The 12,586-nt window shown below is 70.1% G+C and carries 11 protein-coding genes and 1 pseudogene; 9 read left to right on the forward strand and 3 right to left on the reverse strand.

All coding sequences use genetic code 11. The annotated features are described in order from the left end of the window. Positions 1-142 precede the first annotated feature (142 nt). Entirely contained in the window at positions 143-1,285 is a 1,143-nt protein-coding gene (locus IR155_RS04095) for a helix-turn-helix domain-containing protein (RefSeq protein ID WP_167760700.1), read from the forward strand. Between the two features lie 2 nt (positions 1,286-1,287). Here the strand turns inward: IR155_RS04095 and IR155_RS16125 are convergent, their stop codons facing one another. After that, positions 1,288-1,911 (reverse strand): GntR family transcriptional regulator, encoded by a 624-nt coding sequence (locus IR155_RS16125; RefSeq protein WP_135113446.1) that lies wholly within the window; start codon positions 1,909-1,911, stop codon positions 1,288-1,290. A 306-nt stretch (positions 1,912-2,217) separates the two neighbouring features. Next, positions 2,218-2,499, reverse strand: coding sequence for a hypothetical protein (locus tag IR155_RS04105; RefSeq protein ID WP_228066612.1), 282 nt, complete (start codon positions 2,497-2,499; stop codon positions 2,218-2,220). A 170-nt stretch (positions 2,500-2,669) separates the two neighbouring features. On the opposite strand from IR155_RS04105, the gene IR155_RS04110 reads away from it, so the two are divergent. The 8 genes from IR155_RS04110 to IR155_RS04145 all read left to right on the forward strand — a co-directional run bounded on the left by IR155_RS04110 (position 2,670) and on the right by IR155_RS04145 (position 11,217). After that, positions 2,670-4,103: an alpha,alpha-trehalose-phosphate synthase (UDP-forming) gene (locus IR155_RS04110; RefSeq protein WP_135113448.1), complete on the forward strand. Its 1,434-nt coding sequence runs from the start codon at positions 2,670-2,672 to the stop codon at positions 4,101-4,103. 17 nt (positions 4,104-4,120) lie between these two features. Next, positions 4,121-4,909, forward strand: a complete 789-nt coding sequence (gene otsB / locus IR155_RS04115) for a trehalose-phosphatase (RefSeq protein ID WP_135113450.1) — start codon at positions 4,121-4,123, stop codon at positions 4,907-4,909. A 76-nt stretch (positions 4,910-4,985) separates the two neighbouring features. Then, a complete protein-coding gene (ilvD, locus tag IR155_RS04120; RefSeq protein WP_135113452.1) occupies positions 4,986-6,701 on the forward strand; it encodes a dihydroxy-acid dehydratase in 1,716 nt (571 codons plus the stop codon). Positions 6,702-6,752: 51 nt separating this feature from the next. After that, positions 6,753-8,588 carry an acetolactate synthase large subunit gene (locus IR155_RS04125; RefSeq protein WP_135113454.1) on the forward strand — a complete coding sequence of 612 codons (1,836 nt, stop codon included), beginning with the start codon at positions 6,753-6,755 and terminating at the stop codon, positions 8,586-8,588. 1 nt (position 8,589) lies between these two features. Then, positions 8,590-9,099, forward strand: a complete 510-nt coding sequence (gene ilvN, locus IR155_RS04130) for an acetolactate synthase small subunit (protein WP_135113456.1) — start codon at positions 8,590-8,592, stop codon at positions 9,097-9,099. An 85-nt stretch (positions 9,100-9,184) separates the two neighbouring features. Then, positions 9,185-10,213: a ketol-acid reductoisomerase gene (ilvC, locus tag IR155_RS04135; RefSeq protein WP_135113458.1), complete on the forward strand. Its 1,029-nt coding sequence runs from the start codon at positions 9,185-9,187 to the stop codon at positions 10,211-10,213. 151 nt (positions 10,214-10,364) lie between these two features. Then, the gene (locus tag IR155_RS04140; protein ID WP_135113460.1) at positions 10,365-10,859 is read left to right on the forward strand and encodes a hypothetical protein; all 495 of its coding nucleotides are present in this window, start codon (positions 10,365-10,367) and stop codon (positions 10,857-10,859) included. 10 nt (positions 10,860-10,869) lie between these two features. Then, positions 10,870-11,217: a TraR/DksA family transcriptional regulator gene (locus IR155_RS04145; protein WP_135113462.1), complete on the forward strand. Its 348-nt coding sequence runs from the start codon at positions 10,870-10,872 to the stop codon at positions 11,215-11,217. A gap of 4 nt (positions 11,218-11,221) precedes the next feature. On the opposite strand, the pseudogene IR155_RS04150 reads toward IR155_RS04145, so the two are convergent. Continuing rightward, a pseudogene (locus IR155_RS04150) lies at positions 11,222-12,586 on the reverse strand (hypothetical protein); the annotation flags it as partial.

The following is a 12,586-nucleotide window of genomic DNA, read 5'->3' on the forward strand; positions in this document are numbered from 1 at the left end:
CGTCGCCGAGTTGACCGCACGGAGCCGCTCGGCACGACTGGCCGGCGACGTCGGGATGGCGGTCGAGTGCGCCTTCGAAGCGCGCGACGAATACCGCCGAGCGGCGGCGCGTGAGGAGCCACCTCCCTCTGCTCCGCGGCTGATGTTCGAGTGGGCGCTCGCCTTCGTCGTCGGTGGGCCGATGGAGCGCACCGGATGGGACACGCAGCCGGAAGCGCAGCTCGAGGAGACGTACTCGTCCGCGTTCGCCCGAGCGGACTACGACATCGCGTCGGGGGCCGCAGCCGAGATGGCCTGGCTCAACTCCTTTGCGGGGCGAGCCGACGCCACGGCGCAGTGGATCGAGCGCGCGTCCGCCGTGCATCATGCGAGGCCGGGAACGGCTGCCGGCCTGTCGTCTGCTGCGCGCCTCGCTGAGTCGATGCGCCGCTCTGACGCTCTCGACTTCCGCGGCGCGCTCGCCTCGCTGGTCGCGCTGTCGGGGGATCACCTGTACGACCACCGGATCCTCGCGGCGACCGCGGCCGTGATGTACGCGGTGCACCTCGGACCAATCGAGATCGGGAGAGCCAAGAGCGAGCTCGCTCGCACCTGCGAGACATCGCCGCCCGGTCTGCTCGCCGCGCCCCTCAACGCCGGCGCGCTCGCATACGCAGAGTCGTACCGCCTGCTGCTCGAAGGCTCCCCGGCGCGCGCCCTGCGGCTGCTGCAGGCGCCGGCCGGCGTTCGGTTGCCCCTCTACGCCGAAGCGCGCCGCGCCTCAGCGCTGCTTCAGGCGGGTGACCTCCACGCCGCAGAGATGTCGGCCATGGCCGCGATCGAGGAGGGCGGTGCGATGCCGAGATTCGTGATCGAGGCGTGGGCGGTGCTCGCGGTCGTGCAGCTGCGTGGCGGAGCCAGGGAAGCGGCGCGCGAGTCGTTCGGTCGCGCGGTTGCGCTCGCGGACCGTGACACGCTGCCGGTCGCGCTCGGCCTGATCGGAAGCACCGATTTCGCAGATCTGCGTGGTTTCGTCGAGCGTTCGCATGACAGCGCGAGCCTCGTCTCCCTGGCCCGGCAGCACATGCGAAGACCGGAGCCTGCCGTCACGCTGGCCTCGCTGACGCCACGAGAGCGGCGCGTTCTCGAAACAATCGACGCGGTGAGGTCGATCGCCGCGACGGCCGCTCAGTTGGAGGTGTCGGCCAACACGGTGAAGAGTCAGCTGCAGGCGATCTACCGGAAGCTGGGCGTCTCCCGGCGCCACGACATGCTGCGCGTCGCGCGCGAGCAGGGTCTGCTCTGACGTCAGTCCTGCACGCCGTGGTGCTCCCGGATGATCCGCTCGCCCTCGTCGGCGTCGCCCGCGCGCACGGCGTCCCGCAGGCCGGTGAGGTAGGCCAGAGTCGCGGCGACCGAGCCGACGGGTCCCGCAGCGGTGAGATTGCGCTGGATCGCCATGCCCAGGTCGCCCGACACGATCTCCATGAAACTGTTGTCGGGGTAGGCGAGCAGCAGTTCCTGCAGTTCGCGTTGGGCGACGAGCCCCGCATCGGAGGCGATCATGCGCGTGATGATCTCGTCGATACGCGTCGACGCCTCCTCGCGCTGCGCCTGGTCCATGCGCAGGAGCGCCATTCGCAGGAGCGAGGTGGTGTAGTGCGCGGTGAACTCGAGCGTCGAACGCACCAGTCCGGGCGTCACGTCGGTGACACGCGTGTAACGGCTCGCCGCCGTCTCGATCAAGCCCACGCGCTGCAGTCGCTGCAACGCCTCCCGCACGGGCATGCGTGACACGCCGAGCTGCTGCGCGAGTTCGTTGTCCCTCACTCGGGCGCCCGCGGGGATCGTGCCGTCGATGATCGCAGCGGCGATGCGCCGCGCGACCTGGTCACTGAGCCTTACGGATGTGATCTCGAGGCTTTCGATCATCGTCTACTCCTCCGCGGCCCACGCCGCACGCCCGTCGATACCTCGAGCACGGTGGCCTCGGCGCAGCCGAGGGTCGCGGACCTGTCGGTCGGCAGCATCCGCGGACACTTTCGTCGAGTGTGCGCAGTCGGGCGGGTCGGGGGCGACCAGGGACGGGGGGTTCCTTTTGCTCGAATCTCTCTGCGGTGAGGCAAAGATATGCCGCACGTCGTGGATCCTGGTGCGAGTGGGCGCCGCGTTCGGTCTTACCAAGGTGAAATTCACCCGCGGCATCACCTGATTCGCGGATCGCGCGGGTGCGGGGCCTCAGCGACGGCGCTTGGCGAGCTCCTTCTCGGCATCCCGGGGCGAGTAGTACTTCGCCTCCTTGCCGTGGATGGGGGAGTCCTCCGACACGGTGCGGCCGCGGCTGGCGTTGCGGATGTCGATGATCGTGCCGATCGTGAGCGCGAGGGTGATGCCCCAGCTCACCCAGCCGAGACCGGTGCGCCAGGTGAACTTCTGGGCGTTCGCGCCGCGCAGCAGCGCGTAGCCGCTCGTGAGCGTGCCGATCAGTCCGGTGCCGCTGAGGTATTTGCGCAGTGCCATGGCACCACGCTAGCGGCCGGACCATCCGGGCGCAGGGGCTTGCGCGCGAGACGGTGCCCATGGCACGCGGCCATAACCGCCGGGGCATGCGCCGTCAAGCCCCGGCGGCCGGGCCCGCCGCGGAAAGGCCCCGCTGATACCGTGAAAAGGAGCCCCTAGGAGGAGCCGATATGTCTCGCGCAGATCTCGTCGTCGTCGCCAACCGCCTTCCCGTCGACCGGGTGATCGCGCCGGACGGCGAGGAGAGCTGGCGGCGTTCGCCCGGCGGTCTGGTCACCGCCCTCGAGCCGGTCATGCGCAAGCCCGATCGCGCGTGGGTGGGATGGGGCGGCCAGCCCGACCTCGACATCGAGCCGTTCGACTTCGAGGGCGCCCGCCTCGTGCCCGTGCCGCTGAGCGCTCCGGAGATCGAGTCGTACTACGAGGGGTTCGCCAACGGCACCATCTGGCCGCTCTACCACGACGTCATCGCCGCTCCGGTGTACCGCCGGTCGTGGTGGGAATCGTACGTGCAGGTCAACCGCCGCTTCGCGCAGGCCGCAGCCGACGCGGTCGAGCAGGGCGGCGTCGTCTGGGTGCAGGACTATCAGCTGCAGCTCGTGCCGAAGCTGCTCCGCGAGCTCCGGCCCGATGTCACCATCGGCTACTTCCACCACATTCCGTTCCCCGCATACGGCCTGTACTCGCAGCTCCCGTGGCGCCGTCAGGTGCTCGAGGGCCTGCTCGGTGCCGACGTCATCGGATTCCAGCGCCAGGCCGACGCCGGGAACTTCCAGCGCAGCGTGCGCCGGGTGCTCCACCACACGACGCGCTCCAACGAGATCGTGGTGACCTCGCCGCAGGACGGCAAGGAGGACTCGCGGGTCGCGATCGCGAAGGCGTATCCGATCTCGATCGACGCCCAGTCCTACATCGAGCTCGCGCAGGACCCGAAGGTCCGGGCGCGCGCGGTCGAGATCCGCGAACAGCTGGGAAACCCCAAGACGATCCTGCTCGGCGTCGACCGCCTCGACTACACGAAGGGCATCCGCCACCGCCTCAAGGCGTTCGGCGAGCTGCTGCAGGACGGCCGGCTCACCGTCGGCGACGCCACGCTCGTGCAGGTCGCGAGCCCGTCACGGCAGCGGGTCGATGCCTACGCCGAGCTGCGCGACGAGATCGAGCTGACGGTCGGCCGGATCAACGGCGACTACGACACAATGCACCACACGGCGATCCGCTACCTGCACCAGGGCTTCCCGCGCGAGGAGATGGTGGCGCTCTACCTCGCGGCCGACGTGATGCTCGTCACCGCGCTGCGCGACGGCATGAACCTCGTCGCCAAAGAGTACGTCGCCGCCCGCACCGACAACACCGGCGTGCTGCTGCTGAGCGAGTTCGCCGGAGCGGCGGACGAGCTCACGAGCGCCCTGCTCGTGAATCCGCACGACATCGGCGGCCTCAAGGACCTGATCATGCGCGCCGTCGAGATGTCGCCGGGGGAGCAGTCCCGCAGGATGCGCGCGCTGCGCCGCCGTGTCCTCGAACACGACGTCGAGGACTGGTCGCACGACATCCTCAACGACATCGACAAGATCCGCACGGCGCGCAACGCTCGTCGCTGAGCCGAAGGAGAAACCCCATGGCCCCCGCGTGGACGTCCGCCGTCGAGGAGATCGCGCGTACGGAGAGACTGCTGGTCGCCCTCGACTTCGATGGCACGCTGGCTCCCCTCGGCGACGATCCGATGGCGGTCCGGGCGCTGCCTGAGGCGGCGGAGGCGGTGCGCCGGCTTGCGGCGGCGCCCGACACGACCGTCGCGTTCGTGTCCGGTCGCCAGCTCGCGGATCTGCGGGTGATCGGCGAGCACGCGGACGACTCGGTCGTGTGGCTCGCCGGCTCGCACGGGGCCGAGCACTGGCGACCGGCCGGGATCGAGATCGCCGCGGACGACGTCCCCATGGCGGACGTCGTGGAGCGCGCGGGCATCGCCGACGCGCTCGTCGCCGACGTCGAGCGTGCCGTCGAGGGAATCGACGGCGCCTGGGTCGAGCCGAAGGCCTACGGCTTCGCGCTGCACACCCGCCTTGCCCAGGAGCACGACGCCGCCCGCGCGCAGTCGCTCGTCGACGCGCTGGTGGCCGAACGCGCCCCCGAGTGGCGCCGCCGCACGGGCAAGAACGTCGTCGAATACGCCTGGCGGCATGAAGGCAAGGACACGGCGATCGCGCGCCTGCGCGCAGAGTCCGAGGCGACGGCTGTGGTCTTCGCTGGGGACGACGTCACGGATGAGGACGCCCTCCGCAGCCTGGGCGAGGGCGACCTCGGCATCCGCGTCGGGGAGGGCGAGACGGCCGCCAAGGTGCGGGTCGCCGACCCGCTCGAACTCGCCGAGTTGCTCACCGCTCTGGCCGTCTCGCGAGCATCCTGAAGGCGCCGTCGGTGCGTCGTAGGGCGCTTTGTCCGGGCGAACGGGAGCGCCTCCGCACCGGGCATAGACTGCCGACATGGTCGACCTCGCAACACCGTCCTCTACGCCCGACATCAAGCCCCGCAGCCGCGTCGTCACCGACGGGATCGAGGCGACCACCTCGCGAGGAATGCTCCGCGCGGTCGGGATGGGCGACGCCGACTGGGAGAAGCCGCAGATCGGCATCGCCTCCAGCTGGAACGAGATCACCCCCTGCAACCTGAGCCTCGACCGCCTGGCGCAGGGCGCCAAGGAGGGCGTCCACTCGGGCGGCGGCTACCCGCTGCAGTTCGGCACCATCTCCGTCTCGGACGGCATCTCGATGGGCCACGAGGGAATGCACTTCTCGCTCGTCTCGCGTGAGGTCATCGCCGACAGCGTGGAGACCGTCATCCAGGCCGAGCGCCTCGACGGAACCGTGCTGCTCGCCGGGTGCGACAAGTCGATCCCCGGCATGCTCATGGCGAGCGCCCGCCTCGGCCTGTCCAGCGTCTTCCTGTACGCCGGATCGATCGCGCCGGGCTGGGTGAAGCTGTCGGACGGCACCGAGAAGGACATCACGATCATCGACTCGTTCGAGGGCGTCGGCGCGTGCCGCGCGGGCCTCATGAGCGAGGAGGACCTCAAGCGCATCGAGTGCGCGTTCGCGCCCGGCGAGGGTGCCTGCGGCGGCATGTACACGGCGAACACGATGGCGTCGGTCGCCGAGGCCCTGGGCCTCAGCCTCCCCGGCTCCGCCGCGCCGCCCGCCGCCGACCGCCGCCGCGACTACTTCGCGCACCGCTCCGGCGAGGCCGTCGTCAACCTGCTGCGCCAGGGGATCACGACCAAGGACATCCTGACGAAGGAGTCGTTCGAGAACGCGATCGCCCTCGCCATGGCGCTCGGCGGCTCGACGAACGTCGTCCTGCACCTCCTGGCGATCGCCCGCGAGGCCGAGGTCGACCTCACGCTCCACGACTTCAACCGCATCGGCGACAGGACGCCGCACGTCGCCGACATGAAGCCCTTCGGCAAGTACGTCATGAACGACGTCGACCGTCACGGCGGCATCCCCGTGATCATGAAGGCGATGCTCGACGAGGGCCTGCTTCACGGCGACGCGCTCACCGTCACCGGCAAGACGCTCGCCGAGAACCTGAAGGACCTGAACCCCGACCCGATCGACGGCGAGGTCATCCACGGCTTCGACAACCCGATCCACGCGACCGGCGGCATCACGATCCTCCACGGATCGCTCGCCCCCGAGGGCGCGGTCGTGAAGACGGCCGGGTTCGACGCCTCGGTGTTCGAGGGCCCCGCTCGCGTGTTCGAGCGCGAGCGGGCCGCGATGGATGCCCTCGCCGAGGGAACCGTGAAGGCCGGCGACGTGGTCGTCATCCGCTACGAGGGCCCCAAGGGCGGCCCCGGCATGCGCGAGATGCTCGCCATCACGGCGGCCATCAAGGGCGCAGGGCTCGGCAAGGATGTACTACTCTTGACGGACGGTCGATTCTCAGGCGGCACAACCGGACTGTGCATCGGCCATGTTGCACCCGAGGCGGTGGACGGTGGTCCCATCGCCCTGGTGCGCGATGGTGATCTGATCAGGGTCGATATCGCGGCTCGCTCTCTCGACCTACTCGTCGACGACGCAGAGCTCGAATCCCGCCGTTCCGGCTGGGAGCCCCTGCCCCCGCGCTACACCCGAGGCGTTCTGGCGAAGTACTCGCGACTCGTGCGCTCCGCAGCGGAGGGCGCGACGACCGGCTGATCCGCGTCCCTTCACGCGGATCCATCGACCCGACTTCAAGGAAGCATCACCATGCCGTCCGATTCCACGTTCCATTCCGTGACATCCGGCGACGCGGCGAAGGTCCTCCCGCGGCCTCCCGCGTCCCGTCCCGCCGCTCCGTCGGCCCCCGTCATCACGGGTGCCGAGGCCGTCGTCCGCTCGCTCGAGCTGCTCGGCGTCACCGACGTCTTCGGCCTGCCCGGCGGCGCGATCCTGCCCGTCTACGACCCGCTGATGTCGGCCGAGAAGCTGCGCCACATCCTGGTCCGCCACGAGCAGGGTGCCGGTCACGCGGCCGAGGGGTACGCGGCCGCCACCGGCAAGGTCGGCGTGTGCATCGCGACCTCCGGTCCCGGCGCGACGAACCTCGTCACCGCCATCGCCGACGCCTACATGGACTCCGTGCCGCTGCTCGCGATCACCGGCCAGGTGTTCTCGACGCTCATGGGCACCGACGCGTTCCAGGAGGCGGACATCGTCGGCATCACCATGCCGATCACCAAGCACTCGTTCCTCGTGAAGAACGCCGCGGAGATCCCCGCCGCGATCGCCGCGGCGTACGAGATCGCCTCGACCGGCCGCCCCGGCCCCGTGCTCGTCGACATCACGAAGGACGCCCAGCAGAACGAGGCGCCGTTCGTGTGGCCGCCGAAGATCGACCTGCCGGGCTACCGGCCGGTGCTCAAGGCGCACGGCAAGCAGATCCAGGCCGCGGCCGCGCTGCTCGCGCAGGCGCAGAAGCCGGTGCTCTACGTCGGCGGCGGCGTGATCCGCGCCCGGGCCGCGGAGGAGCTGAAGACCCTCGCCGAGGCGAGCGGCGCCCCGGTGGTGACCACGCTGATGGCCCGCGGGGCGTTCCCCGACTCGCACCCGCAGCACCTCGGCATGCCCGGCATGCACGGCACGGTGCCCGCGGTGCTCGCGCTGCAGGAGGCCGACCTCATCGTCGCCCTCGGCGCGCGGTTCGACGACCGCGTGACCGGCAAGGCCGCGCTGTTCGCCCCGAACGCGCAGGTCGTGCACGTCGACATCGACCCCGCGGAGATCTCGAAGATCCGCACGGCCGACGTGCCGATCGTCGGCGACCTGAAGGACGTGCTCGTCGACCTCGACGCCGCGCTCCACGCGATCGGCGACAAGGCCGACACGTCCGAGTGGTGGGCGTACCTCCGGGGCCTGCAGAACCAGTACCCGCTCGGCTACGCGCCGACCACCGACGGCCTGCTCGCACCGCAGTACGTGATCAGCCGCATCGGCGAGCTCACCGGCCCCGAGGGCATCTACGCCGCGGGCGTCGGACAGCACCAGATGTGGTCGGCGCAGTTCATCAAGTACGAGCGCCCGAACTCGTGGCTCAACTCCGGCGGCGCCGGCACGATGGGCTACTCGGTGCCCGCCGCCATGGGCGCGAAGGTCGCCCAGCCCGAGCGCGTGGTGTGGGCGATCGACGGCGACGGCTGCTTCCAGATGACCAATCAGGAGCTCGCCACCTGCGCGATCAACAACATCCCGATCAAGGTCGCCATCATCAACAACTCGTCGCTCGGCATGGTGCGCCAGTGGCAGACGCTGTTCTACGACGGCCGCTACTCGAACACCGACCTGAACACGGGGCACGAGTCGATCCGGGTTCCCGACTTCGTGAAGCTCGCCGAGGCGTACGGCTGCCTGGCCATCCGCGTCGAGAAGGCGGAGGACGTGGATGCCGCCATCCAGAAGGCCCTCGAGACCAACGACCGCCCCGTCGTGATCGACTTCGTCGTGAGCGCCGACGCGATGGTGTGGCCGATGGTGCCGCAGGGCGTCAGCAACAGCTACGTGCAGTACGCACGCGACCACGCCCCGGCGTTCTCGGAGGACGACTGACATGACGACGCACGTGCTGAGCCTCCTCGTCGAGGACAAGCCCGGTCTGCTGACCCGCGTCGCCGGCCTGTTCGCGCGCCGCGGCTTCAACATCGAGTCCCTCGCCGTGGGCGTGACCGAGGTGCCGGGCCTGTCCCGGATCACCGTGGTCGTCGACGTCGACGAGCTTCCCCTCGAGCAGGTCACCAAGCAGCTGAACAAGCTGATCAACGTGATCAAGATCGTCGAGCTCGATCCGTCGTCGAGCGTCCAGCGCGAGCACATGCTCGTGAAGGTGCGCGCCGACAACGCCTCGCGCTCGAACGTGCTCGAGGTCGTGAACCTGTTCCGCGGCAGCGTCGTCGACTACGCGCCGGATGCCCTCGTGATCGAGATCACGGGCGACAAGGGCAAGGTCGACGCCTTCCTCAAGGCGATCGAGCCGTTCGGCATCCGCGAACTCGCCCAGTCGGGCCTCGTGGCTCTCGGCCGCGGCTCGAAGTCCATCACCGAACGCGTGATGCGCGGCTGACCCGCTTCCGGTTGCTGAGCGAGCGAAGCGAGCCGAAGCGACCGTCACGAACTTCCCACACCCCAACCCAAGGAGAACCACCACCGTGAGCACCGAGATCTTCTACGACGCGGACGCCGACCTGTCGCTCATCCAGGGCAAGAAGGTCGCGATCGTCGGTTACGGCTCGCAGGGCCACGCCCACGCGCAGAACCTTCGCGACTCGGGTGTCGAGGTCGCCATCGCGCTGAAGGACGGGTCGAAGTCGACCGCCAAGGCGCAGGAGGAGGGCTTCGAGGTCAAGAACGTCGCCGACGCCACCGCGTGGGCCGACCTGATCATGATCCTCGCCCCCGACCAGCACCAGCGCGGCATCTACTCCGAGTCGATCGCCCCGAACCTGACCGAGGGCAAGACGCTCGCCTTCGCGCACGGCTTCAACATCCGCTTCGGCTACATCGAGGCTCCCGACGGTGTCGACGTGATCCTCGTCGCGCCGAAGGCGCCGGGCCACACCGTGCGCCGCGAGTTCGTCGCGGGCCGCGGCATCCCGGACATCATCGCGGTCGAGCGCGACGCCTCCGGCCAGGCCTGGGATGTGGCGCTGTCGTACGCGAAGGCCATCGGCGGCACCCGCGCGGGCGTCATCAAGACGACCTTCACGGAGGAGACCGAGACCGACCTGTTCGGCGAGCAGGCGGTGCTCTGCGGTGGCATGAGCCACCTCGTGCAGGCGGGCTTCGAGGTGCTCACCGAAGCCGGCTACCAGCCGCAGATCGCGTACTTCGAGGTGCTGCACGAGCTCAAGCTCATCGTCGACCTGATGTGGGAGGGCGGCATCGCCAAGCAGCGCTGGTCGATCTCCGACACGGCCGAGTTCGGCGACTACGTCTCGGGCCCCCGTGTCATCGACGCCGGCACGAAGGCGCGCATGCAGGAGGTCCTCGCGGACATCCAGTCGGGTGCGTTCGCCAAGCGCTTCATCGAGGACCAGGACAACGGCGCGCAGGAGTTCCTCGCGCTGCGCGAGAAGGAGCAGGGGCACCCCATCGAGGCCACGGGCAAGGAGCTCCGCGCCCTGTTCGCCTGGAAGCAGACCGACGAGGACTACGTCGAGGGCTCTGCCGCTCGCTGACGAGACCGCTCTACCTGAGCAGGAACAAGACCCCCGCACCCACAAGGTGCGGGGGTCGTCTCATTCGTCCACAGGGGACATCCACCGGTGAAGGCGTCCCCGGATGCGCGGATCCCGGATCCGGATCGCCTGCGCGCGTCAGGCTCTCTCCATGACGTACACAAAAGCGGACGAGCGCCGCATGAACGAGCTCCGTGAGGAGCCGCTGGATGATGCCCACCTCGAGGAGCTGATCGGTCTCCTGCTCACCGGCGCGATCCGGCGCCAGCTGTGGCTGCTGTTCCTGGACGAGGACGACCGCCTCAGCGAGGCGATCATGCCGACGGATGACTTCCCCCGCGATCCGCACGAGCCGAACATCGTCGACGACCTGGGGCCCGTCACCGCGGCGCACCTGATCGCGGCGCGGATGCCCCTCGTGCTCGAGGCGGTGGGTGCCGCGGCGCTCGTGCTGGTGTGGGAGCGCGAGGGCGCGGCCGACTTCGAGCGCGAGGAGCTCGCCTGGGCGGCCGCGATGGCAGAGGCGCTCCGGCTGCAGGATGTGCCCCTGCGCGCGCAGTTCCTGCTGCACGACGACGGCGTGCGGCCGCTGACGCTGGACGACTACGCGCCGGTGACCGCCGGGCGTGGGGGAGGTCCGGCGTAGGCTGACACGCATGTCCGAGGGGTCCGACGCCGCGCGCGAGCGGCTGCTCGAGCGGCGATCCGACGCGCTGCGGCGCCTCGCCGCGCGCGCGAGCGACCTGTCGGGAGTGGCGGCGGCGCGAGGCGACGCGACCGCAGACGACGAGCACGACCCCGAGGGGGCGACGCTGTCGGGGGAGTGGTCGCGGTTGAGCGGCCTGAGCGATGCCGCCCGACGCGAGCTGCAGGAGATCGACGCGGCGCTCGCCCGCATCGACGCCGGAACCTACGGCGTGTGCGAGGTGTGCGGCGAGCCGATCGCGGCGGGGCGCCTGCTGGCGCGCCCCACCGCGACCCGCTGCATCCGCTGCGCGGTGTGACCCGTCACCAGATGTGCGGGTACACCTCGTAGGTGATCCCCTCGGGCATCGGGTCGATCAGGTAGATCTCGAAGTTCGCCGATCCGCCGGCGGGAACCCGGTCGGTGTAGCCCTGATCGGCGAGCACGATCTTTCCCGAGGCGTCGCGCGCGATGAGCGTCAGGTCGAGGCTGTCGTGGTCCTCCGCGAACGTGCTCCTGATCGTGCCCGTGACGGTGGTCGAGTACTCGTCGGTCACGGCCTCGAGGCCCTCGACGGCGAACGCGCCGCTCATCTCGACCTGTTCCGACCCGAAGCCCTCCTCCGGAAGGACATCGAGCTTCGCGATCTCGTTGTCGCCGATCTGCGAGAAGATGCCCGTGTAGATCGTCGTGCCCGGCAGCAGCATGCCGCCGATCGACGAGCTGTCGAGGATCGTGCCGCCGGCGTCCACCGCCTCGACGCTCGCGTAGAAGTTCTCGAGCGCGTTCGCCTCGTCGGTGTTGGTCACCTCGACGGTGAACCAGTAGTAGTCGTCGTCGGGGCCGCGCGTGCCGAACGCGGTCTCGCCGAACTCCACGGATCCGGCGACGACGCCGGCGCCGTCCTCCCCGCCGGTCGTTCCACCCTCATCGATGCCGGGGTCGGTCGCGGGTCCGTCTCCCTGCCCGTAGATCTCGTCGCACTCCTCCTGCGTCAGCCCGGCGTCGTCGCACGCCTGCTCCAGGATCTCGTTGGGCGCGTTGCGCACCTGGTCGGCGATGAAGCTGGAGACGGCGATGGTGATGGCGATGCCGGCGATGAGGCCGACGCCGCCGAGGATCACGGCGGTCAGACCCATTCCCTTGCCGGGCTTCTTCTTGACCAGGACGATGATGCCGATGACGAGCGCGGCAAGCAGGAGCAGGCCCGCACCGAAGATCCCGAACGGGATCAGCGCGCCGAGGAAGCCGAGGATGCCCAGCACGAGGCCGGTGATCGCCAGGCCCTTGCCGGGAGCCGGCGGCGCCATGGGGGCCCCTTTGTACGGCGCACCGCCGTAGGGAGTGCCCGGGCCACCGGAGTCGCCGGGGGCGCCCGGGTAGCCCTGCGCGGGCGGCGTCGGCTGCGCGTACGGCGGCACGGAGCTCTGCGGGTAGCCCTGGCCGGGGGCCGGAGGCGAGTACGGAGCCTGGGCGCCCGGGAACGTCGGTGCCCCGGGAGCGGAGTACGTCGGCTCGGCGGGAGCGGCGTAGGTCGGCTCGGCGGGTGCCGGGGGAACGGTCGCGTCGGGCTCCTGCGGGGCGGCGGGCTGCTCCGGCGTCGCCGGCTCCTGCGCGGCCGGCTCCTGCGCGGCAGTGGCCTCGGGCTGCTCGGGCGTGGGCTCGGACGATCCGGGAGCGTTGTACTG

It is taken from the genome of Microbacterium paludicola (assembly GCF_015235415.1).
Classification (GTDB): domain Bacteria; phylum Actinomycetota; class Actinomycetes; order Actinomycetales; family Microbacteriaceae; genus Microbacterium; species Microbacterium paludicola.